A 21,701-nucleotide genomic window follows, 5' to 3' on the forward strand; every position below is an offset into this window, starting at 1 on the left:
ATACCACTTGGGGTCAAGACCACGGACGGCGAAAGATCCGATGTTCGCGCGACACGGGGCGGCCCACCGTTCATCGGAGAACGCCGGCTGACGCCGAGGGCGTCGGCGAACGTGAGCCGGTCGAAGCCTGCGTCCTGTTCGGCGGTCCATCGGCACGGAAAGATCACGTCCTTCGGAAGCCGGTGCGCGAACCGCCGGCTCGGATCGCGCACCCCCGGCCGGCGCGTACTCAGTCACGGAACAGCCTTGCCCGCGCCGTGCTCGCGGGCCGTCGCCGCGGCGAGGGCGGCGCCCTGCGCGCCGGCCCATACGCCGAGTGCGGCCGGGACGACGGGAGGGAGCCGGTGGAACGTCGCGCTCGCGCGCGCCTTGGTGACGGCCGGGTCGACGGTCCACTCCGGTGAGCGGGCCACCCCGCCGCCGATGACGAACGCGCCGGGATCGATGAGCGCCGAGACCGAGAGCAGAGCGCGCGCCAAAGCCGTCGTCGCATCATCCAGTACGCGCGTCGCCGCCTCGTCGCCCGCGCGTGCCGCCGCCACGACCTCGGCCGCCTTGACCGTGCCGTCGTCCGTGTCGGCGATGCCGCGTTCCTCCTGCCAGCGCCGGCCGAGCTGCGCACCGCCGATCGCCGTCTCAAGGCAGCCGCGCTGGCCGCAGCCGCACAGCCGGTCGCCGCCCGTGACGGTGTGGCCGATCTCGCCGGCCCCGCCATGGGCGCCGCTGCGTACGTCGCCGCCGACGACGTGGGCCCCGGCGATTCCGGTGCCCAGGGTGACGACGAAGATGTCGTCGCGTCCGCGTCCCGCGCCCAGGCGGGCCTCGGCCGTGGCCGTCGCGACTCCGTCCTGCACCGCAACGCCCACGATCCCGAGCCGCTCGGACAGCACGGCGGCGGGGGCGAGGCCGTCGAGCCAGGGCAGATTGGCGCTGCGGCCGACACGCCCTGTGGCGGTGTCGAGCGTCCCGGCGACCGTGACACCGAAGGCCTTCGCACGGTGTCCGTCCAGGAACGCCGCCGACAGGTCGGCCAGTGCGTCGAGGCTGGGCAGGTTCTGAGTGGGCACGGTCTCCTGGTGCAGTACGGCGCCGAGCCCGTCCGACGCGCTCTGTGCGAGCAGCAGTTTCGTGTACGTGCCGCCGTAGTCGATGCCCAGGTAGGCGTTCATGCGGGTCCCTCTGGCCGGGCACCTCGCGCAACGTACTCGCGGCTTCGCGAGACCCGCGCCGGCAGATCGGGATCGGCGTCGGACGTGTCGTAGGCAGCGTCGCAGGAAAGCATCGGGCGGAGGATGTGCTTGCGGCCCTGTCGTTCGAGGGTGCCGTGCGGCAGGTCCATCGGCGCGGTGACGAGCGCGTCCGGGCCCACCGCGGCACGTACGGCCGTGGCACGCACAGCCGCGGCACGCACAGCCGCGGCACGCACAGCCGCGGCACGCACAGCCGCGGCACGCACAGGCGTGGCACGCACAGGCGTGGCACGCACAGCCGTGGCACGCACAGCCGTGGCACGCACAGCCGTGGCACGCACAGCCGCGGCACGCACAGCCGCGGCACGCACAGCCGTGGCACGCACAGCCGCGGCACGCACAGCCGTGGCACGCACAGCCGTGGCACGCACAGCCGTGGCACGCACAGCCGTGGCGAGGTCGCCTTCGGCGACGGCCCGCCCCGGCCCCGGCCGGACGCGGGCCCGGAAGTCGTCGTACACCTCCCGTCGCACCCGGCCGCCGGGGACGGAGCGGGCGTAGAACACGCCGGTCCACTCGGCCGCCGCACGCGCACGCCGGCCGTCGGCGAGGTGCGGGTGGCGGACGACGAGGCCGTCGCCCTTGAGCACGGTGAAGTCACGGAAGTCGGCGCGGTGCGCCGCGTACGCGCTGGACTCGCTGGCCGTCGCGGCGATCGCGGTGCGCGGGCAGGCTGGTGGCATGTGGGACTCCGTTCCGTTGCGGGCTGCGTACCGGCGGCGATCGGTCAGCGTCCGGCGATGCCCGCCGTCGCGATGCCCCTCACGAGATGCTTCTGCAGCGCGATCACGATGAGCGTCGTGGGGATCATGGAGATGATCGACGCCGCCATCTGCAGGTCCCACCGGGTGCCGAACTGCCCGGAGAACGTGGCGAGTCCGATGGGAAGCGTGCCGAGATAGGGGTAGTCGTTGACCACGATCAGCGGCCACAGATAGCTGTTCCAGAAGTTGATGAAGGTGAAGACGCTCAGCACCGCGACGGCCGACCGCGCCAGCGGGAGGATGATCTGCAGGAAGGTGCGCAGCGGTCCCGCGCCGTCCACGCGTGCCGCCTCCTCCAGCTCGTACGGGATGCCGCGGAAGAACTGCCGCATGAGGAACGTGCCGAACGCGGTGAAGGCGAACGGCAGGATGAGCGCCTGCGGGGTGTTGACCCAGCCGAACCACTTCATGAGCTGGAACATCGGCACGACGAGCACCTCCTGCGGCACCATCAGCGTGAACAGGAAGAGGACGAAGACGGCATCCCTGCCCCGCCATCGCAGCCGCCCGAAGGCGTAGCCGGCGGTCGTGGAGACGGCGAGCACCACGGCCGTTCCGGCGACCGCGACCATGAGCGAGTTTCCTATGTAGGTGAGGAACGGGCCGAAGCGGAACACCTCGATGAAGTTGTCCCAGCGCGTCTCGTCGCCGATCAAGGTCGGTGGTACGGAGAAGATCTGGTCGTTCGGCTTCAGCGCCGAGAAGAACGCGTAGATGAGCGGCGACGCGAACAGCAGCGCGGCGAGGACGACCGCCACGTACTGCACGACGAGGCCGAGCGGGCGACGCGGCAGGGATTCGGCGGCCGACGGCTGCGGCGGGTCAGACTTCATAGTGCACCCACCTCTTCTGCGCCGAGAACTGCAGCACCGTCAGAGCGATGATGACGGCGAAGAGGATCCATGCGGCCGCCGCCGCCAGGCCCATCTTCTGGTACGTGAACGCCTGGTCGTAGATGAACATCACGAGCGGCATGGTCGAGTTGCCGGGACCGCCGCCGGTGAGCAGCTGCGGCTGGGCGAACACCTGCATCGACGAAATCATCGTCATCACCGTCGTGAAGAAGATCGCCGGCGACAACAGCGGCACCGTGACCTGGAAGAGCATCCGCGCGCCGCGGGCTCCGTCGATGCGGGCCGCCTCGATGACCGACTCGGGGAGCTGTTCGAGCGCGGCGCAGAAGACGAGCATGTTGTAGCCCATGCCCTGCCATACCGACATGACGACGACCATCGCCATCGCCCACTGGGGGTGGTTGAGGAAGCTCGGCAGCTCGTACCCGAAGAGCGAGGTCGAAGCGCCGTTGAACAGGCCCTTCGGCTGCAGGAGCATCCTCCACACGAGGACGTTGGCGACCATCGGCGTCACTACGGGGATGAAGAACAGGACGCGGAAGACCGCCCGCCCGCGCAGCCTCGGGCCGAGCAGCAGCGCGAGCCCCAGCGACACCACGAGGTTCATCGGCACGAACAGCAGCGTGAACACCGCGGAGTTGCGCAGCGCCGGCCAGAAGTCCGGGTGCGTGGTGAACAGCTCGGTGTAGTTGCCGAGGCCGACGAACTCGCGGTCACCCCAGGCCGGCCAGTCGTAGAGGCTCATGACGATGGACAGCACGACCGGGGCGACGGTGAAGACGGTGAGGCCCGCCAGCGCCGGAGTCATGAACCCCAGCGCATGGCGGGATTCGGTCTTCCGCAGCAGGCTGCGGCTACGACTGCTCCTACGACTGCCGCTACGGCGGCGGCTGCGGTTGCGGCTCCGTCTGCGCCCGGGATCCGTCGTGACGTGGGTGACGTGGGCGGCGGTGGCCTCCATGCCGTCACTCACCGAACTGCTGCTGCGTCTGCTCAAGGACATCCGAGATCGTCGTCCGGCCGGTGTACACCGACACGAGATCCGGCGTGATGGCCTCGTTGATCTCCGCCCAGTCGGGCGTCGAACGCTGCCCCTCAAGGTTCGAGAACGCGGCGTCGAAAGCCTTCTCCACCTCGTCGCGGACGCCCGCGTCGAGTGACTCGAAGTAGAGCGGCTGCGACGAGGTCCGCGCCGGGTAACTGCGGCCGGACGACGCGATCTGGTTCTGGGCCTGCTCGCCGACGAGCGAGCCGAGCACCTTCAGGGCCGCCTCCTTGTTCTCGCAGTCCTTCGAGATGCCGTATCCCGAGCCGAGCACGAGACCGAGGCGCTCGCCGTCCTGGCTGGGGAGATCGGCCATGCCCGCTTCGAAGCCCGCCTCGTTGTTCAGGTAGGTGACGGCGTTCCATGTGCCGTCGACGGCCATGGCGACGTTCCCCGCCTGATACTCCTGCTCGCCCCAGCTGGTTTCCGCCGCCGACGGCGGCACCGAGCCGTAGCCGTCCTCGGCCATGCGCGCGTACCACTCCGATGCCTCGACGAACGCGGGATCGTCGAGCGTCAGCGCGCCCGACTCGTCGACCGGCTGGGTGCCCGCCTTCGCGATCGGCAGCGCCATCCACTGGAGTTCACTCATGGCCATGCCGAATCCGGGGTGCTCGTCGGTCGTCGTGCTCTTGACCGCGGCGTCGAAGTCATCGAAGGACCAGCCGGCGGCGGGCTCGGGCGTACCGGTCTCCGCGAACATGTCCTTGTTGTAGAAGACCGTCATCGCCGCGACGTCGTACGGCAGACCGTAGAGCTCCCCGTCGTAGCTCATGATGTCGAGCGAGCCGTCGGTGAAGTCGGCCTTGTCGATGCCCGCGGTCTTGAGGTCGGCGTCGGTGAGCGGCATGAACGCCTCGTGATAGCCGGACAGCCGCTGGCCGTTCATGGCGGTGATGCACGCGACGTCGCCCGACGAGAGGTTCGTCGTGAGCTTCGTGAAGTAGTCGTCCCACGGGGCGTGCTGGAGTTTGATCTCGATGTCCGGGTTCTCGGCGCGGGCGATCTCAAGCTGCGCCTGTAGCGCCTCGATGTCGGACTCGGCAGCCGCCCACATGTTCCAGACGATCGTCTCCGAGGACGATCCGCCGTTCTCGGACGACGGCGTGCCGCACGCGGTGAGTGTGAAGGCGACGCCGGTCGCGACGACCGCTGCGAGGGACTTGCCCATCTTCATGGTGTCTTCCCGTCTTTCAGGGTTGTCTCAGGGTTCTTGGATGCCGGTCAGGCACTGCCGGTCAGGCACTGCCGGTCAGGCACCCGGTTCGAGGTAGAGCTCGATCACGGGAACCGCGACCTCTGGCCGGACCGTGGGCAGGTGGAGCGTCAGGGTGCCGGCGGGCTGGCCGCCGGGCTCGGTGTTCCATGCCTGCTGATCGGGGGCGATCTCGCTGGTACGGAGCTGGGAACCGTCGTGCAGCAGGCGCGCGAAGCGCACCTTGCCGGCGAGGTCGCGCAGGTGGACGTGGCCGAACGGCCAGGTGAAGAGGTGGAGGTAGAGGCGGTCGTCGCGGCGTGTGAAGACGGCCCCTGACGGTGCGTCCCAGCGTGCCGCGCCGGCCCCGATGACGGCTCGCTCGTGCAGCGCCATCCACTCACCGATCGATTCGAGGGAGCGGAGATCGTGGGGAGCGACTGCCCCGCGGCCGTCAGGGCCGACGTTGAGGAGCAGGTTGCCGTTCTTCGACACCGTGTCGACGAGCATGCGGATGACCAGGTCCGGGCTCTTGTGGCCGAGGTTGTCGCGGTCGTAGCCCCATGAGCCGTTGAGGGTCTGGCAGGCCTCCCACCTCACCTCGGCGCCGTCGCGTTCGAGTGGCGCGTCCGGCTGGTACTGCTCGGGGGTGACGAGGTCACCGGGGATCCAGAGGCGGTCGTTGACGATGATGTCGGGCTGCAGCTCGCGCGTCATGGCGAGCAGTCCCTCCGAGTCCCAGTCTTCGGGCCCCTTGCCCTCCCAGCCGTCGCGCGGGTCGACGTAGGTGAAGTCGTAGAAGAGGTAGTCGATCTTCCCGTAGCCGGTGAGGAGCTCCCGCAGCTGGCCGTGCAGATACGCGCGGTATCGGGCCATGTCGCGGCCCGCGTTCAGCTCGCGGGCGTCGGGGCGGTCGCGCAGTGGGTGGTGGTAGTCGATCGTGAAGTCGGGGTGGTGCCAGTCGATGAGCGAGAAGTACAGCCCCACCCGGATCCCCTCGGCACGGAACGCTTCGAGGAACTCGCGCACCAGGTCGCGGCCGCAGGCACGGACGCTGCTGTAGTCGGAGAGTGCCGTGTCGAACAGCGTGAAGCCCTCGTGGTGCTTCGAGGTGAGAACGGCGTACCGCATGCCCGCCCGCTTCGCGGCCCGGGCCATCGCCGGGGCATCGAACCGGTCCGGGTCGAAGAAGGCGGTGTGCTTCTCGTACTCCTCGGGTGATGTGCGCTCGCGCGACATGACCCATTCGTGACGGGCGAGCGTGCTGTAGAGCCCGAAGTGGATGAACAGGCCGAAGCGGTCGCGCGTGAACCATTCGTGCGGATGCGCCATCGAGCCTCCTCCATTGCCGTCGGCGACTTCGTAAGCTTCCATCGGGTATTCACTCCCGAGTTCCGGAGGGTATCGACAGAAGTAACGCGTATAAAGTGTCGATAAAATAACGATAAAGTTACTGCGGCGCCGTAAGAAGTCGGCAGCACCACGCCCAGCCAGTTGCGCCCAGCCAGTTGCCGCCCGGCACGGGCTGGACAGCAGGAGTCATCAAGGACCGGAGCCCCCATGCCCCACCGGAACACCGGCACTTCCGCCGCGCACCAGATCCTGATGCTGGTCGGCTCGGGACGGGCCCGCTCCCGCCGCGAGCTGGCCGAGGCGCTCGGCCTGTCCCCCTCGACCGTCTCGCAGCACGTACAGGGGCTGCTGACGAAGGGCCTCATCGTGGAGGGCGAGGCCGGCGAGTCGAGCGGCGGGCGGCGACCGCGCGAGCTCCGGCTTGTCGGGAGGACCGGTTTCCTCGGCGTGGTCGATCTCGGCGGCGCCCACGCACGCCTGGGCATCGCACGCCGCGGAGGGGAGATCGTCGCGACGGTGGAGGTTCCCGTCGACCTGCGCGCCGACCCCTCGACCGTGCTCGCGGGGCTGGCGGATGAGCTGACGGCGCTGAGCGAGAGCCTCGGCCTCGACGGCCCACTCGCGGGCGCCGGCATCGCACTTCCGGGGCCGGTCAATGTGGGACTGCGCACCGTCGAGAGCCCGTCGCGGATGCCGGGCTGGGCGGGGATCGACATCGGCGCACTGCTTGAGCGGGCGCTCGGCGTACCGACCGTCGTCGAGAACGACGCCAACGCGATGGCGCTCGGCGAACACTTCGCCCACACGCCGCGCGCCCGGCACTCCGTGACGGTGAAGGCGGGCTCGGCGATCGGTGCGGGCGTCGTCGTCGACGGCCGGCTCTACCGGGGCACGGGCGGCGCGGCGGGAGACATCACGCACACGCGGGTCGGGGCGGCGGACGACACGCCCTGCTCATGCGGAAACCGGGGGTGCCTTGAGACGGTGTCGTCGGGCGCCGGTCTCGTACGCATGCTGCGGGAGAAGGACTACCCCGTGACATCGACGGCCGACGTCATCGCGCTGGTTCAGGACGCCGACCCGATCGCGACGACGCTCACGCGCACCGCCGGCCGACACCTCGGTGAAGTGCTCTGCACCGTCGTGAACTTCTTCAATCCGGCGGCGGTGTATCTCGGCGGCGCGCTGTCGACGCTCGAACCCTTCGTCTCGGCCATCCGCAGCCAGATCTACGAGGGCGCCCACCCACTCATGACCCGCGACCTCGCGATCGAACCGTCCTTCCTCGGCGCCGACGCCAACATCGTCGGCATCACCCGCCTCATCGACGAGGCGCTGCTGCGTGATGCGGCCGGATAGCAACTGGCGGTCTCCAGCGGTCAGCAGCCCTGAGACGGTCGCCGTGGCTGGACCGCCCCGGTCCGACGGGTTCCTGACGCTGCGTCAGTTCAGTAATCTGACGGTAATCTGACACGGCGTCAGTTTGTTGCCGTCACACAGGAGCGGGGCGACCGATGCTTGGATCAACCCACGGCACCCTTACCACCGACTCCCGCCGGGGCCGGGTCGTCGCATGCGGCGAGCAGCCCGCACCCGCCGTCCACGGCCGCCCGGCCGACGTGGACGACTACGACGTCAGCGGGCGTCCGCTGTACGCCGGCGTTCCCGATCTGGACCGGTTCTTCCGGCCCGAGTCCGTCGCCGTGATCGGCGCCTCGGACGGGGAGGGCCGGCCCAACACCGGCGTCACCCGGCAACTGTTGTCCTGGACCGAGCGGGTCGGGGCCCGTCTGTATCCGGTGCATCCCACACGGGACTCCGTCTTCGGCATCTCCTGCTCTCCTTCCGTCCGCGACCTGCCCGAGCAGGTCGATCTCGCCGTACTGCTGGTCGCCGATCCCCTTCCCTTGATCGAGGAACTGGGCGAGGCCAAGGTGAAGTTCGCCGTCGTCTTCGCCTCCGGGTTCGCGGAGACGGGGGACGAGGGCGCCGTCGCGCAGGGGCGGCTGACGGCCGCCGTGGAGCGGGCCGGTGTGCGGCTGCTCGGGCCGAACACCAACCTGAACGCCTTCGAGCGGTTCCGCGACGACCTGGAAGGCCCCTCCATCGCCCTCATCACCCAGTCCGGTCATCAGGGACGCCCCGTCTTCGCCCTGCAGGAACTCGGCATCCGGCTCTCCCACTGGGCGCCCACCGGCAACGAGGCCGATCTGGAGACCGCCGACTTCATCTCCTACTTCGCCGAGCGCCCCGAAGTCGGTGCCATCGCCTGCTACATCGAGGGGCTGAAGGACGGCCGCTCCTTTCTGCTCGCCGCCGACCGGGCCGCCCGGCGCGGGGTGCCGGTCGTCGCGGTCAAGGTCGGCCGCACCGAGACCGGTGCCCGCACGGCCGCCTCACACACCGGCAAGCTGACCGGCGCGGACGAGGTGGTGGACGCGGCGATGCGGCAGTTCGGGGTGATCCGGGTCGACGGGCTAGACGAACTCCAGGACAGCGCCGCCCTGTTGGCCCGCGCCCGTCCGCCCCGCGCCGATGGAGTCGTCGTCTATTCGATCTCGGGCGGCACGGGCGCGCACGTCGCCGACCTGGCGAGCGAGGCGGGCCTGCGGCTGCCGCAGCTGTCGGAGGCGCGGCAGGCCGAACTGCACCAGTGGATACCGGAGTATCTCAGCGTGGCCAACCCGGTAGACAACGGCGGGCATCCGGTCGGGGACTGGCGCGGGCGGAAGATCATCGACGCGATTTTGGACGACCCGGAGGTCGGGGTGCTGATCTGCCCGGTCACCGGGCCCTTCCCGCCGCTCAGCGACCGGCTCGTGCGGGACCTGGTGGACGCGGCCGAGCGGACCGACAAGCTGGTGTGCGTGGTGTGGGGGTCGCCGGTCGGCACCGAGCCGGTGTACCGCGACGTGCTGCTCGGCTCCTCGCGCGTGGCCACCTTCCGCACGGTCGCGAACTGTCTCACCGCGGTCCGCGCCCACCTCGACCACCACCGGTTCGTCACCGGCTACCGCTCCCCCTTCGACGAGGCACCGCGCACCCCTTCGCCCTCCTTCCGCAAGGCGCAGGCCCTGATGCGCCCAGGACAGCAACTGAGCGAACACGCGGCGAAACAGCTGCTTCGCGCCTACGGAATCCGGGTGCCGCGCGAGCAGTTGGTGACCAGTGCGGCGGCGGCCGTGCGCGCGGCGGGCCTGGTCGGCTACCCCGTGGTCATGAAGGCATCCGGCGCGCAGATCGCCCACAAGACCGAGCTGGGCCTCGTGAAGATCGGACTGACCTCGGCCAGCCAAGTCCGGGACGCCTACCGCGAGCTGACGGACATCGCCCGCTACGAGGACGTCTCGCTGGACGGCGTCCTCGTCTGCCAGATGGTCGAGCGGGGCGTCGAAATGGTCGTCGGCGTCACCCACGACGAACTCTTCGGACCCACCGTGACCGTCGGGCTCGGGGGTGTGCTCGTCGAGGTGCTGCGGGACACCGCCGTACGCGTGCCGCCCTTCGGTGAGGAGCAGGCGCGGGACATGCTCGCCGAACTGCGCGGGCGGGCCCTGCTGGACGGGGTCCGGGGGCGCCCCCCGGCGGACCTCGACGCGCTCGTCGAAGTCGTCTTGCGGGTGCAGCGCATGGCACTGGAACTCGGGGACGACCTCGCGGAGCTGGACATCAATCCGCTGATGGTGCTGCCCAGGGGACAAGGCGCGGTGGCGCTGGACGCGTTGGCGGTGTGCCGCTGAGATGAAGCCACCCCATGAGCTGAACATGCCCGATTCCCCCCGTGAGTCCGGAAATTCCGTTGAGTCATTGATACGGCACACCACTGACAATCACGTCCGCCGTATCACCCTCAACCGCCCCGAAGCCCTCAACGCCATCACCCCTGACCTGCGAGAACACCTGATCCACATTCTTTCCGACGCCTCGGCCGACCCCGCCGTGAGAGCCGTCGTCCTCACCGGAACCGGCCGCGGCTTCTGCGCGGGCGCCGACCTGCGAGGCGGGGCGTCGGACGGCAGGGCGGCAGACGACAGGGCGGCAGACGGCGGAGAGCGGGTCGCAGGTGATGTAGCCCGCACGCTCCGGCTGGGCGCCCAGCGGCTGATCAGCGCCGTTCTCGACTGCGAGAAGCCGGTGATCGCCGCCGTCAACGGCACGGCGGCCGGGCTCGGCGCGCATCTCGCCCTCGCCTGCGACCTCGTACTGGCCGCCGAATCCGCCAGGTTCATCGAGGTCTTCGTACGGCGTGGACTCGTGCCGGACGGCGGCGGCGCCTACCTCCTCCCCCGCCTGATCGGCCCGCAGCGCGCGAAGGAGCTGATGTTCTTCGGCGACGCGCTCACCGCCGCGGACGCCGAACGCCTGGGCCTGGTCAACCGTGTCGTACCGGACGGCGAGTTGGGCAAGACAGCCCGCGAGTGGGCGGACCGCCTCGCCACCGGCCCGACCCGTGCCCTCGCCCTCACCAAGCAGCTCGTCAACGCCTCCCTCGACACCGACCGCACCACCGCATTCGCCGCCGAGGCGGCCGCGCAGGAGATCAACATGACGACGCACGACGCGAATGAGGGCGTGTCGAGCTTCGTGGAGCGCAGGAGTCCGGAGTACCGGGGGCGGTGACGGCCGTCAGTCCCACGGCCTCAGTCCCACGGCCGTCAGCCCCACGGCCGTCAGCCCCGCTTCAGGATCCGCGGGGCACCCGCTTCCGGTTCGCCGCCGCGCGCCCGTCCGCGATGCACGATCCGTGCGCCACCCACCCTTCCAATCTGACACACCGTCAGCTTCAATGGTGACCGTGATGGGACACGCAGGAATGGCGGCAGCCGCCGTCCGTTATCTCAGGACCGGGCCCGCCCGGCCCGTGGAGGCGCTGCCGCGTCCGGAGTTGCGGTGTGTGGGCGAGGACGAGCGGGCGCCGGTGGAGCAGGCCGAGTTCCGGCGGGTGCTCGGGAACTTCGCGTCGGGCGTGACCGTTGTCACCTCGCCAGCCACCGATGGCGAATCCGACCCCGCCGGCTTCGCCTGCCAGTCCTTCTCCTCCCTTTCCCTCGACCCACCCCTCGTCGCCTTCATGGTCGGCCGTGCGTCGACGACCTGGCCCCGCATCGCCCGCGCGGGCGCCTTCTGCGTGAACGTGCTCGCGGCCGGCCAGGGCGCGTTGTGCCGTGGTTTCGCGGTGAGCGGCGGGGACAAGTTCGCCGGCGTCGCATACGACACGGCACCCGTCTCCGGCTCCCCCCGCCTCACCGGCGCCCTCGCCTGGATCGACTGCACGATCCACGCCGTCCACACCGGCGGCGACCACCTCATCGTGGTGGGCCGGGTGGCCGACCTCGGTACCGCCGACACCGATGAGGCACCCCTGCTGTTCCATCAAGGACGCTTCCTGTAATCGGTCAAGCGCCGTTGCGCGGTCTGCCCCTCTTCGGAGCGGCAGACCGCCACGACTTCACGTTCTCAGGCGACAGGCCGAGGCGGGTCACATGCCCGGCGGCTCGGGAACGAGTTTCGAACCCGCCGTGCTGGCCGCCGTGTCGCAGGGCAACACCACGCGCGGAGGCATCGCGGGATACATCGGCCGCAAGTCCGTCGGCACCTCGCATCCACTCAATGTTCTGGAGGACAGCCATCTCATGGTCCGGGAGGCCGAACGTCTTCCGAGCCGGGAAATCCCAATACCGCATCACCGCACCTCTGATCAACTCCTACGAGACCGCCATGCGCCCAGCCTGGACCCGACTGGCAGAGGGCCAGACCATGGAGGTCCGGGCCCAGCAACTCGCTGGGCGAGATGGGCAGCGGCATCGTGACGGATCCGAAAGAGCGCCGACAGATCCAGGTCGATGTGGCCGTGGTCGAACAGGGGTCCGGCGGAAACCGCCCGTCGGTCGCCCTGCTCCGCGAGGCGAAATGGGGCACGGTCATGGCAGTCTCCCACCTTGAGCGTCGGGCACGGGCACAAAAAGACACAGCCCCAGTCGGCAAGTATCAGCCCACGGCGCCGAGTTCTGACACCGGTGCGACCGGCCGGCGCCGGATCACCAGTGCCATCAGCGCCGCCGCCGCGCACAGCGCGCCCGACGCGTACCAGACCATGTCGTACGAGCCGGAGACATCGCGTACGACGCCGCCGACGAAGGCCACCAGCGCGGCGCCGACCTGGTGGGAGGCGAGGACCCAGCCGAAGACGATCGCGCTGTCGTCGCCGTACTGCTCGCGGCACAGGGCCACGGTGGGCGGGACGGTGGCGACCCAGTCGAGGCCGTAGAAGACGATGAAGAAGATCATCGGCGGGTGGACGCTGGGCGCCAGCAGCATGGGCAGGAAGAGCAGCGAGATGCCGCGCAACGCGTAGTAGACGGCGAGCAGTCGACGCGGTTCGTAGCGGTCGGTGAACCAGCCGGAGGCGATGGTGCCGACCACGTCGAACACGCCGATGACCGCGAGCAGCGAGGCCGCCGACGTGACGGGCATGCCGTGGTCGTGGGCGGCGGGCACGAAGTGGGTCTGGATCAGGCCGTTGGTGGAGGCGCCGCAGATCGCGAAGGTCCCGGCGAGCAGCCAGAAGGGGCCGGTACGGGCTGCCTTGAGGAGGACGGTCACGGCACGGCGCGCGGCGCCCGGCACCGGGTCCGGCTTCGGCACGAACTCCTTGGCGCCGTACGGCTTCAGGCCCACGTCGGCGGGGTGGTCGCGCAGCAGCAGCCAGACGAAGGGGACCACCGCGAGGGCCGCGAGGGCGACCGTGACGGCGGCCGGGCGCCAGTGGCCCGCCTCGACCATCAGGGACAGCACCGGCAGGAAGATCAGCTGGCCGGAGGCCGATGCGGCGGTGAGGATGCCGGTGACCAGGCCGCGCCGCTCGGTGAACCAGCGATTGGTGACGGTCGCGGCGAAGGCCAGCGCCATCGAACCGGTACCGAGGCCCACCAGCAGGCCCCAGCACAGCAGCAGTTGCCAGGGTGCCGTCATCCACACCGTCAGGCCCGAGCCGATCGCGATCACGGTGAGTGCGGCCGCGACCACGCGCCGGATGCCGAAGCGGTCCATCAGGGCGGCGGCGAAGGGTGCGGTCAGGCCGTACAGGGCGAGGTTGATCGAGACGGCGGCGGCGATCGTGCTACGCGACCAGCCGAACTCCTGGTGCAGCGGGTCGATGAGCAGCCCCGGCAGCGAGCGGAATGCGGCGGCGCCGAGGATCGTCACGAAGGCGACGGCGGCGACGAACCAGGCGCGGTGGATGCGGGTACGACGTGGCTTGGGCGGGGTCCGGTCGACGGCGGTGGCTTCGGTTGTCTGCGTCACGACAACGAGTTTCGGGCCTGCGCTCCCGCAGATCCATTGGCCCGAAGGACACTCCTCGCTAGGATCAGGCCATGAGCATGAGCGGAAGCGCCATGGAAGTCATGGAAGTCATGGGAGGCCGTGGGCCGGATGGCCGGGAGCGCGAGCCTGAACGCCGTGAGAGCGACTCGGCGTTCCGCCCGCACCGCGTCGTCGTCCTCGCCCTCGACGGGCTGCTCCCGTTCGAACTGGGCATCCCGCACCGGATCTTCGGGCGCCCCAAGGACGCCGAGGGGCGGCATCTGTACGAGGTCGTCACCTGCTCGATCCGGCCGCCCGGCCCGGTCCAGACCGACGCCGACTTCTCCGTCCACGTCGTACACGGCCCGGAGGCGCTGGCCACCGCCGACACCGTGATCATCCCGGCGTCGTACGAACTGGGTCCGGTCTTCGAGGAGGGCGTGCTGACCGACGAACTGGCCGCCGCTCTGGCCCACATCCGCCCCGGCACCCGCCTCGCCTCCATCTGCACCGGCGTCTACGTCCTCGCCGCCGCGGGCCGTCTCGACGGTCGCCCGGCGACCACGCACTGGGCCGAGGCCGAGCACTTCCAGCGGACGTTCCCGAGGATCAAGGTCGACGCGGACGTGCTGTTCATCGACGACGGTGATGTGCTGACCTCGGCGGGTGTCGCGGCCGGGATCGATCTGTGCCTGCACATGGTCCGCCGCGACCACGGCACGGCGGTCGCCAACGACGTGGCCCGCCGCACGGTCGTACCGCCCCACCGCGACGGCGGCCAGGCGCAGTACATCCACCGCCCGGTCCCCGACCCGCAGCAGGCGACCACGACCACGGCCCGCGCCTGGGCACTGCGCCGCCTCCACGAGCCCATCCAGCTACGCGACATGGCGGAGCAGGAGGCCATGTCCGTACGAACCTTCACGCGCCGCTTCCGCGAGGAGGTCGGCGTCAGCCCCGGCCAATGGCTCACCCAGCAGCGGGTGGAACGCGCCCGGCAGCTGCTGGAATCCACCGGCCTCTCGGTCGACCAGGTCGCCCGGGACGCAGGCTTCGGCACAGCCCAGTCCATGCGGCAGCACCTACAGGCGGCGCTCGGCGTCACGCCCACCAGCTACCGGCGCACCTTCCGCGCCGGCAGCAACGCCGAAGGCCGGGTCCCCAGCGGCACATGAGCCGTCCCGGCGGGCCTCTCCCCACCAGCCGAGCGCGGTCAGGAGCAGGGTGAGCACCACGCCGGCCTGCATGGCCGTGGAGGGCGCCACCACCTGGAGCAGGCCGCCGGCGAGGGAACCCGTCGCCGCGTAGCCAGCGCCCGCGGCGGCGTACATCACGGAGTAGCCGGCGGCCAGGGCGTCCGGCGGCATGGCCTCGCGCAGGGACAGGTTGCGAGTGATGAGCGCACCCGACTGGAGCGTGCCCGCCAGAGCGAGGGCGATCGCGATCCCGGCGGCGCCCGGTATCAGCGCGGTGAGGCTCACGAAGGCCGACATGCCGCACATCAGCACCACGCTGCGCGTACGGAGCCGCCCCGGCCACGACCGCACGCCGTACAGGAACGCCCCGATCCCGGCCCCCACCGCGAGTCCCGCCAGCATCGGGCCGGACCAGCCCACGCCGATGCCGCGTTGCTCCAGCAGGGCGGGCAGGGTGAGTTCGGCCAGGCCGAGCAGGGTGAGGCTGGCCGCGCCCGTGACGTACACCGGCCAGGCGCGTATCAGCACGCGGCGCTTCCCCCGCCCTGCCTTCCCGTCCCCCTCCCCCTCGGCCCAGCCCGCCGGCAGCAGCCAGTGGCCCGCGATCGACGACGCCATCAGGGCGGCTCCGAGGAGCAGTGGCACCCGAGGCGCCACCCCGAGGGCGAGGCCGGCCACCGCGACCGGGGATACGGCCCACACACCGGACATCAGCATCGACTCGGCCGACAGTGCCTGCGTCACGGCACGCTCGGGAACCAGCGAGGTCAACAGCGCACGCTGACCGCCCGCCGCGGCGGCCGGAGCGGCACCGGCCAGGAACGCGAACGCCCCCAGCACGACAGGGTGCGCACCGGCCAGCATCCCGAGCCCCGCGAATCCGGCCGCCCCGCCCGCGAGTCCCACGGCCAGATGACTCCGGCCGCGCGCCGGGTCCAGCCGCATCCCGAGGACCGGCGCACCGATGATCTCCCCGATCACGTAGGCCGCCGCCAGCGCCGCACCCAGCGTGTAGCCGCCGGGTCGCTCCCGCACCAGGAACACCAGCGCCAACGGCGCCATGGCGACCGGCATACGGGAGCCGACGGCTGTGCAGGCCCAGATCAGGACCTGCCTGGAGGCGACGTCGCGGTAGGTCATGAGTCGAAGGTAGGCGGCGGCACTGACAACGCGGCAGCCGATTTCCGGGACCTGTGGAAAACTCCGCCAGGACACCGGCCAGGCGCCGAGTTACTCAGAACACGAACTCAGAACGTCAGCACCCCGCGAGCCACCTTCCCCCCTTCCGCGTCCGCCACCGCCCTCTCGAACTCCTCGACCGGATACGTCCGCGTCACCAGCTCGTCCAGCAGCAGCCGCCCGCTGCGGTACAGCTCGGCGTACAGCGCGATGTCCCGCTGTGGCCGGGACGACCCGTAGCGGCACCCCAGGATCGACTTGTCCAGGTACATGGAGGACACGGCGAAGGAGGCCTCGGCGCCGGCCGGGGGTACGCCCAGCAGAATCGCCTGCCCATGCCGGTCGAGCAGATCGACGGCCGCACGGATCAACTCGACTCGCCCCACGCACTCGAAGGTATGGTCCGCCCCCGTCGGCAGCAGTTCGCGCACCCCCTCCACCGACGTCAGGAAGTCGGTCGCCCCGAACTGCCGCGCCACCTCCTCCTTCGCCGGATTCGTGTCGACGGCGACGATCCGCAGCGCACCCGCGATCCGCGCCCCCTGAAGGACGTTGAGGCCGATGCCTCCCGTACCGATCACGAGCACGCTGTCCCCACGGTCCACCTTGGCCCGGTTGAGCACGGCGCCCACCCCGGTGAGCACCCCGCACCCGATGAGCGCGGCCGAAGGCAGGGGAATGTCCTTCGGGATACGCACCGCCTGCACGGCCTTCACCACGGTCCGTTCGGCGAACGCGGAATTGGAAGCGAACTGGAAGAGGGGCCGCCCCCCGCGGGCGAACGGCTGCCCGGGACGCCCGATCGCCTGCCGGCACATGGTCGGCCTCCCTCGGTCGCATTCCGCGCAGGTACCGCAGTTGGCCAGCGTGGACAGGGCGACATGGTCACCGGCCGCCACATGCGTGACCCCCGCGCCCACGGCCTCCACCACCCCGGCCCCCTCATGCCCCAGCACCACGGGAACAGGGAACGGGATGGTGCCGTCCACCACGGACAGATCGCTGTGGCACAACCCCGCCGCCGAGATCGACACCAGCACCTCACCCGGTCCCGGATCCCGCACCTCCAGGTCGTACGCGACCTCTATCCCCTTCCCGTCGAACACCACACCGCGCATCACGCAACCCCCCTGGGTTCCCTCGGCAGCCCGAGCACCCGCTCGGCGATGATCGTGCGCTGAACCTGGTCCGAGCCGCCGTAGACGGTGTCGGCCCGCGAGAACAGGAACAGATGCTGCGCCTGGTCGAGTTCGTACGGCGCCGAAGCCGACCAGTCCGCGGGTCCGGCGCTCGCCCGCGCGCCCCGAACCTGCATCGCCAGTTCCCCGAGCCGCTGATGCCACCCGGCCCACAGCAGCTTGGCCACGCTGGGCGCACCCGCGTCCCCGCCCCGCCCCAGCGTGCGCAGTGCGTTCCACCGCATCACCCGCAGCTCGGCCCACTGCCGTACCAGCCGATCCCGTACGACGGGATCATCGACCGCCCCCGTCTCCACGGCCGTCCCCACGATCCGCGCCAACTCCTGTGCGAAGCCGATCTGCTGGGCGAGCGTGGACACACCGCGTTCGAAGCCGAGCAGACTCATCGCCACCCGCCAGCCACTGCCCTCGCCCCCGACGACGTGCTCCACGCGCGCGTGCGCCCCGTCGAAGAAGACCTCGTTGAAGTCGCTCGTGCCGGTCATCTGCCGAATGGGCCGCACATCGATGTGGTCCGGCTGGTCCATCGGCACCAGAAGAAAACTCAAGCCTTGATGCCTGCGGGAGTTCACGTCGGTCCGTGCCAACACGAAGCACCAGTCCGCCTCATGCGCGAGTGACGTCCAGATCTTCTGCCCGGTGATGCGATACGTCCCCTGCGGCTCCCGCGTCGCCACGGTCCGGATACCGGCCAGATCCGACCCGGCACCAGGTTCGCTGTACCCCTGGCACCAGAGTTCCTCACCCGCGGCGACCGCCGGCAGAAAGCGAGCCTTCTGCTCGTCGGTGCCATGAGCGATCAGAGTGGGGGCGAGCAGGTTCTCGCCGATGTGCCCCGACCGCGGAGGTGCCGCCGAACGCGCGTACTCCTCGGCCCAGGCGACCTGTTGGGTCAGCGTGGCGGACCGATTGCCGTAACCGGTTTCGGGCCAGGACAGCCCGATCCAGCCGGCCGCTCCGAGGCTGCGTTCCCAACTGCGCCGGTCCGTCGCACCCCCGGCATGCCCATCGAGCCACGCCCGGGCCTCCACACGAAACGCCTCGTCCTCCGCCGTGAAACCGAAGTCCATTGGGGCCTCCTCAAAAATCACCGGCAACCAAAGCGCCCCTTCAGGGGCGCGGGACTGTGTCGATGTGCGGCTCCGCCGCGTGGGCACGACCAGCCACCAGCAACCCACAGCCACGAACCCAGAACGCCCCCCGACAACCCGCACCCGCCACCCCCACAACGCCTCCCCCGACAACCCGCACCCGCCACCCCACAACGCCTCCCCGACAACCCGCACCCGCCACCCCACAACGCCCGCCGAACCCTCAGGCGTTGGGCCGACCCCCCTCCGCCGCGGCCCGCTCCATCTCCACCACCCGCTCCAGCATCGGCATCGGGTCCACCCCCACCGACCCCGGCAGAAACTCCGCGATCCGCTCCGGCGTCCAGGCCCCCTCGGCATAAGCCGAGCGCAGCTCCCGCGGCTGGGCCCACACCGCGATCTTCGGCCCGGCAATCGTGTACACCTGTCCGGTGACCCCCCGGGCCCGCTCCGAGAGCAGGTAGACGACCAGCGCGGCCACGTCCTCCGGCTCCCCGATCTCCGCCAGCTCCATGGGCACGTTCGCCGACATCCGCGTACGAGCGACCGGCGCCACCGCATTGGCGTTCACCCCGTACTTGTGCAGGCCCAGCGCGGCGCTCCGCACCAGCGAGATGATCCCGCCCTTCGCGGCGCTGTAGTTGGCCTGCGACACGGATCCCTGATGGTTGCCGCTGGTGAAGCCGATCAGCGTCCCGGCCCGCTGCTTCCGCATCACCGCCGACGCCGCCCGGAACACCGTGAACGTGCCCTTGAGGTGCGTGGCCACGACCGGGTCCCACTCCTCCTCGGTCATGTTGAACAGCATCCGCTCACGCAGGATCCCGGCCACGCACACCACTCCGTCGATGCGGCCGTACGCCTGAAGCGCCGTGTCGACCACGCGCTGTCCGCCCGCCATCGTGGCGATGTCGTCGGCCACGGCGACCGCGTCGCCGCCCGCCGACTCGATCTCCTTGACGACGGCTTCGGCGACCTCGCTGGTCGGGGAGGCGCCGTCGATCGCGACGCCGTAGTCGTTGACCACGACCTTCGCGCCCTCGGCCGCCGCCGTGAGCGCGACCGCGCGGCCGATGCCCCGTCCGGCGCCGGTCACGGCGACGACCTTGCCTGCCAAGAAGTTCCCCACGTCCGGCCCCTTCCCGCGGTTTCTGACGGACCGTTAGATTTTATGGCCCGTCAGATAGGTGGAGACAAGCCCCGGGGAGGCACGCATGTCACTGCCGGCCGAGTTCCATGACATCGCCAAGCGGGTCAACAACTGGGGCCGCTGGGGGGCCGACGACGAGATCGGGACCCTCAACCTCATCACCGACGAGGTCGTACGAGAGGCCGCCGCCCGCGTCCGCAGCGGGCTCCGGATTCCGCTCGCGCTCCCCCTGAGGCACGACGGCGTCCAGACCGGGATGATCCCGGGGCGGGTCAATCCGCTGCACGCCATGGTGCAGGTCAACCAGGAGATCTTCGGCCCCGGAACGGTCGCGTGCAGCGACGACGCGGTGACCATGGGGTTGCAGGCCGGCACCCACTGGGACGCGCTCCCCCATGTCTCGCACTCAGGCCGGCTCTACAACGGCCGCCCGGCCGACACCGTCACCCCGCACGGCGGCGCCGAGTTCAGCGGCATCGACAAGGCGCGGCACATCGTCTCGCGCGGAGTGCTGCTCGACGTGGCGAAGGCGCACGGCGTGGCCCGTCTCGACGGCGGGCATGCCGTCACCCCGGAGGACCTGGACGCCGCGGAGGAACTCGCGGGCACGCGCGTGCGTGCCGGTGACATCGTGCTCGTACGGACCGGGCAGGTGCAGGTGTATCTGGCCGGGGACAAGCACGCGTACGCCTATCCGTCACCCGGGCTGTCGATCCGCACCCCGGAGTGGTTCCACGCGCGCGATGTCGCCGCCGTCGCGAACGACACCCTCACGTTTGAGATATTCCCGCCGGAGATCGAGGATCTGTGGCTGCCCGTACATGCGCTCGACCTGGTGGAGATGGGGATGCTGCAGGGCCAGAACTGGAATCTCGAAGATTTGTCCACAGCCTGTGGACAAGCGGGCCGCTATGACTTCCTGCTGTCCGCGATGCCCGAGCCGTTCGCCGGCGCCACGGGAACTCCGGTGGCGCCGGTGGCCGTTCTGTAGTCGTCGGCCACGCTTCCGCCTCCCCGGGCGCGGCCGGCTGGCGACGCGCCGCGCCCGCCCCGAGCACGGTGTCGCGCGCCGCCATCCGGCTTCGGCGCACCCGCCCCGGTTCCTCTTGGCCCCAAGGAGAACCGACGCCGAATCACGACCCACACTCGCCGAGGGCTCCCGTCACCGAAACCCTCGTCGTCCCCTCGCGGCGAATCGCTGACCACCAGCGTGATCAAACGGTCACGTCGCGTCAACACCCGAAAGGGGATTCATCACTTACGCCCTGATTTCAGTGGCCGCGCACAGAAGCACATCCGGGCGCATGCGTCCTGCCGGCCAGGGAAGGGCGGTCAGCGTTTGCCGCGATGCCCGCGACCATGCGCCGGGGTACACACTCACGCCGGACCGGACCGCACACCTGCGCCAGACCGGACCGCACACCCGCGCCGAACTGGAATGCCGCACAACTCGTGGCGCCCGAAAAGCCGAACGGCGGCTATACGGCGCTATACGGCCTCGTACGCCAGCCCTTCATACCCTTCGTACCCTTCATACCCCTCATACCCTTCGTACGCCTCATAGGCCGAGGCCCCGCCACCGAACCCCGTCGCCGCCCGCGACGGCTGCGCGCGGCGGTCGAGTTCGCACCAGATGCGCTTGCCCGTGCCTTCGCGGTTCCAGCCCCAGCGGTCGGCCAGACCGTCGACGAGGGCGAGACCGCGGCCACCGGTCTCCTCGCCGTCCACGCACCGGGGGACGGGAGCGCGGTCGCTCCTGTCGGCCACCTCCAGCCGGACCGGAGCGGCCGACTCCGCCGCCGCTCCGGGCAACGACAGCCGGAGCACGGCGGGACAACCGGTGTGCACGACGGCGTTGGTGACCAGTTCGGAGACGAGCAGGATCAGCGTCTCGGCAAGCGGCTCATCGACCCCTATCCCGGACCCGGCGAGCCGCGAACGGGCCCACCGCCGGGCACGCCCCACCTCCGCGGGGTCGGGCCGGATCTCCAGCTGCACTTGAAGCACCTGCACCGCTCACACCATCCGAACCGGCGGACACATGACCTCGCGCCACACGAGCGCCACGATCGCAGCCATTCTTTGCATGACCAGAACAATGGTCAGAGCCGGGTTCACAG

Annotated in this window: 18 protein-coding genes and 1 pseudogene; 7 read left to right on the forward strand and 12 right to left on the reverse strand. The window is 70.4% G+C overall.

Going from position 1 to position 21,701, the window contains the following annotated elements:
- Positions 1 to 233: 233 nt before the first annotated feature.
- Positions 234 to 1,169, reverse strand: coding sequence for an ROK family protein (locus GFH49_RS16170; protein ID WP_155056582.1), 936 nt, complete (start codon positions 1,167 to 1,169; stop codon positions 234 to 236).
- Between the two features lie 123 nt (positions 1,170 to 1,292).
- Here GFH49_RS16170 and GFH49_RS41490 point away from each other — a divergent pair, with 123 nt between their 5' ends.
- Positions 1,293 to 1,751 (forward strand): histone H1-like repetitive region-containing protein, encoded by a 459-nt coding sequence (locus GFH49_RS41490; protein ID WP_408055911.1) that lies wholly within the window; start codon positions 1,293 to 1,295, stop codon positions 1,749 to 1,751.
- On the opposite strand, the pseudogene GFH49_RS41495 reads toward GFH49_RS41490, so the two are convergent.
- From GFH49_RS41495 to GFH49_RS16195, 5 genes and pseudogenes are all read right to left on the reverse strand, one after another.
- Positions 1,700 to 1,933, reverse strand: a pseudogene (locus tag GFH49_RS41495) (M81 family metallopeptidase); the annotation flags it as partial. The gene GFH49_RS41490 and the pseudogene GFH49_RS41495 sit on opposite strands and share 52 nt — an antisense overlap.
- A gap of 44 nt (positions 1,934 to 1,977) precedes the next feature.
- Entirely contained in the window at positions 1,978 to 2,847 is an 870-nt protein-coding gene (locus GFH49_RS16180; RefSeq protein WP_155056584.1) for a carbohydrate ABC transporter permease, read from the reverse strand.
- The gene (locus tag GFH49_RS16185) at positions 2,837 to 3,841 is read right to left on the reverse strand and encodes a carbohydrate ABC transporter permease (RefSeq protein WP_230396322.1); all 1,005 of its coding nucleotides are present in this window, start codon (positions 3,839 to 3,841) and stop codon (positions 2,837 to 2,839) included. Before GFH49_RS16185 ends, GFH49_RS16180 begins: the two co-directional genes overlap by 11 nt.
- Positions 3,834 to 5,090 (reverse strand): ABC transporter substrate-binding protein, encoded by a 1,257-nt coding sequence (locus tag GFH49_RS16190; protein ID WP_230396323.1) that lies wholly within the window; start codon positions 5,088 to 5,090, stop codon positions 3,834 to 3,836. The genes GFH49_RS16185 and GFH49_RS16190 overlap by 8 nt, the downstream gene beginning before the upstream one ends.
- Before the next feature lie 75 nt (positions 5,091 to 5,165).
- Positions 5,166 to 6,482, reverse strand: coding sequence for an alpha-L-fucosidase (locus tag GFH49_RS16195; RefSeq protein WP_230396324.1), 1,317 nt, complete (start codon positions 6,480 to 6,482; stop codon positions 5,166 to 5,168).
- A 186-nt stretch (positions 6,483 to 6,668) separates the two neighbouring features.
- Between GFH49_RS16195 and GFH49_RS16200 the strand changes: the two genes are divergently transcribed.
- From GFH49_RS16200 to GFH49_RS16215, 4 genes are all read left to right on the forward strand, one after another.
- Positions 6,669 to 7,820 carry an ROK family transcriptional regulator gene (locus tag GFH49_RS16200; protein ID WP_155056585.1) on the forward strand — a complete coding sequence of 384 codons (1,152 nt, stop codon included), beginning with the start codon at positions 6,669 to 6,671 and terminating at the stop codon, positions 7,818 to 7,820.
- A gap of 155 nt (positions 7,821 to 7,975) precedes the next feature.
- Positions 7,976 to 10,201 (forward strand): acetate--CoA ligase family protein, encoded by a 2,226-nt coding sequence (locus GFH49_RS16205; RefSeq protein WP_155056586.1) that lies wholly within the window; start codon positions 7,976 to 7,978, stop codon positions 10,199 to 10,201.
- A 25-nt stretch (positions 10,202 to 10,226) separates the two neighbouring features.
- Positions 10,227 to 11,081, forward strand: a complete 855-nt coding sequence (locus GFH49_RS16210) for an enoyl-CoA hydratase/isomerase family protein (protein WP_155056587.1) — start codon at positions 10,227 to 10,229, stop codon at positions 11,079 to 11,081.
- Between the two features lie 178 nt (positions 11,082 to 11,259).
- Positions 11,260 to 11,853 (forward strand): flavin reductase family protein, encoded by a 594-nt coding sequence (locus GFH49_RS16215; protein WP_230396325.1) that lies wholly within the window; start codon positions 11,260 to 11,262, stop codon positions 11,851 to 11,853.
- A 596-nt stretch (positions 11,854 to 12,449) separates the two neighbouring features.
- Here the strand turns inward: GFH49_RS16215 and GFH49_RS16220 are convergent.
- Positions 12,450 to 13,766 carry an MFS transporter gene (locus GFH49_RS16220; RefSeq protein WP_155056588.1) on the reverse strand — a complete coding sequence of 439 codons (1,317 nt, stop codon included), beginning with the start codon at positions 13,764 to 13,766 and terminating at the stop codon, positions 12,450 to 12,452.
- A 110-nt stretch (positions 13,767 to 13,876) separates the two neighbouring features.
- Between GFH49_RS16220 and GFH49_RS16225 the strand changes: the two genes are divergently transcribed.
- Positions 13,877 to 14,941 carry a GlxA family transcriptional regulator gene (locus GFH49_RS16225; protein ID WP_155056614.1) on the forward strand — a complete coding sequence of 355 codons (1,065 nt, stop codon included), beginning with the start codon at positions 13,877 to 13,879 and terminating at the stop codon, positions 14,939 to 14,941.
- Here GFH49_RS16225 and GFH49_RS16230 read toward each other — a convergent pair.
- The 4 genes from GFH49_RS16230 to GFH49_RS16245 all read right to left on the reverse strand — a co-directional run bounded on the left by GFH49_RS16230 (position 14,849) and on the right by GFH49_RS16245 (position 19,560).
- Positions 14,849 to 16,102: an MFS transporter gene (locus GFH49_RS16230; protein ID WP_155056589.1), complete on the reverse strand. Its 1,254-nt coding sequence runs from the start codon at positions 16,100 to 16,102 to the stop codon at positions 14,849 to 14,851. The genes GFH49_RS16225 and GFH49_RS16230 overlap by 93 nt on opposite strands.
- 107 nt (positions 16,103 to 16,209) lie before the next feature.
- On the reverse strand, positions 16,210 to 17,259 hold the full coding sequence (locus GFH49_RS16235; RefSeq protein WP_155056590.1) for a Zn-dependent alcohol dehydrogenase: 1,050 nt from the start codon (positions 17,257 to 17,259) through the stop codon (positions 16,210 to 16,212).
- The gene (locus GFH49_RS16240; protein ID WP_155056591.1) at positions 17,259 to 18,410 is read right to left on the reverse strand and encodes an acyl-CoA dehydrogenase family protein; all 1,152 of its coding nucleotides are present in this window, start codon (positions 18,408 to 18,410) and stop codon (positions 17,259 to 17,261) included. Before GFH49_RS16240 ends, GFH49_RS16235 begins: the two co-directional genes overlap by 1 nt.
- 244 nt (positions 18,411 to 18,654) lie before the next feature.
- Positions 18,655 to 19,560 carry an SDR family oxidoreductase gene (locus GFH49_RS16245; RefSeq protein WP_155056592.1) on the reverse strand — a complete coding sequence of 302 codons (906 nt, stop codon included), beginning with the start codon at positions 19,558 to 19,560 and terminating at the stop codon, positions 18,655 to 18,657.
- Between the two features lie 85 nt (positions 19,561 to 19,645).
- Between GFH49_RS16245 and GFH49_RS16250 the strand changes: the two genes are divergently transcribed.
- Positions 19,646 to 20,572: a cyclase family protein gene (locus GFH49_RS16250; protein ID WP_155056593.1), complete on the forward strand. Its 927-nt coding sequence runs from the start codon at positions 19,646 to 19,648 to the stop codon at positions 20,570 to 20,572.
- Between the two features lie 497 nt (positions 20,573 to 21,069).
- Here the strand turns inward: GFH49_RS16250 and GFH49_RS16255 are convergent, their stop codons facing one another.
- Positions 21,070 to 21,594: an ATP-binding protein gene (locus GFH49_RS16255; RefSeq protein ID WP_155056594.1), complete on the reverse strand. Its 525-nt coding sequence runs from the start codon at positions 21,592 to 21,594 to the stop codon at positions 21,070 to 21,072.
- Positions 21,595 to 21,701 lie beyond the last annotated feature (107 nt).

Source organism: Streptomyces blattellae (genome assembly GCF_009709555.1).
In the GTDB taxonomy this organism is placed as follows: Bacteria; Actinomycetota; Actinomycetes; order Streptomycetales; family Streptomycetaceae; genus Streptomyces; species Streptomyces blattellae.

Bases quoted from the DNA above. Each gene is read 5' to 3' on its own strand.
- GFH49_RS16170 (WP_155056582.1), bottom strand. From the start codon at position 1,169: ATGAACGCCTACCTGGGCATCGACTACGGCGGCACGTACACGAAACTG.
- GFH49_RS41490 (WP_408055911.1), top strand. From the start codon at position 1,293: ATGTGCTTGCGGCCCTGTCGTTCGAGGGTGCCGTGCGGCAGGTCCATC.
- GFH49_RS16180 (WP_155056584.1), bottom strand. From the start codon at position 2,847: ATGAAGTCTGACCCGCCGCAGCCGTCGGCCGCCGAATCCCTGCCGCGT.
- GFH49_RS16190 (WP_230396323.1), bottom strand. From the start codon at position 5,090: ATGAAGATGGGCAAGTCCCTCGCAGCGGTCGTCGCGACCGGCGTCGCC.
- GFH49_RS16195 (WP_230396324.1), bottom strand. From the start codon at position 6,482: ATGGAAGCTTACGAAGTCGCCGACGGCAATGGAGGAGGCTCGATGGCG.
- GFH49_RS16200 (WP_155056585.1), top strand. From the start codon at position 6,669: ATGCCCCACCGGAACACCGGCACTTCCGCCGCGCACCAGATCCTGATG.
- GFH49_RS16205 (WP_155056586.1), top strand. From the start codon at position 7,976: ATGCTTGGATCAACCCACGGCACCCTTACCACCGACTCCCGCCGGGGC.
- GFH49_RS16210 (WP_155056587.1), top strand. From the start codon at position 10,227: ATGCCCGATTCCCCCCGTGAGTCCGGAAATTCCGTTGAGTCATTGATA.
- GFH49_RS16215 (WP_230396325.1), top strand. From the start codon at position 11,260: ATGGGACACGCAGGAATGGCGGCAGCCGCCGTCCGTTATCTCAGGACC.
- GFH49_RS16225 (WP_155056614.1), top strand. From the start codon at position 13,877: ATGGGAGGCCGTGGGCCGGATGGCCGGGAGCGCGAGCCTGAACGCCGT.
- GFH49_RS16230 (WP_155056589.1), bottom strand. From the start codon at position 16,102: ATGACCTACCGCGACGTCGCCTCCAGGCAGGTCCTGATCTGGGCCTGC.
- GFH49_RS16235 (WP_155056590.1), bottom strand. From the start codon at position 17,259: ATGCGCGGTGTGGTGTTCGACGGGAAGGGGATAGAGGTCGCGTACGAC.
- GFH49_RS16240 (WP_155056591.1), bottom strand. From the start codon at position 18,410: ATGGACTTCGGTTTCACGGCGGAGGACGAGGCGTTTCGTGTGGAGGCC.
- GFH49_RS16250 (WP_155056593.1), top strand. From the start codon at position 19,646: ATGTCACTGCCGGCCGAGTTCCATGACATCGCCAAGCGGGTCAACAAC.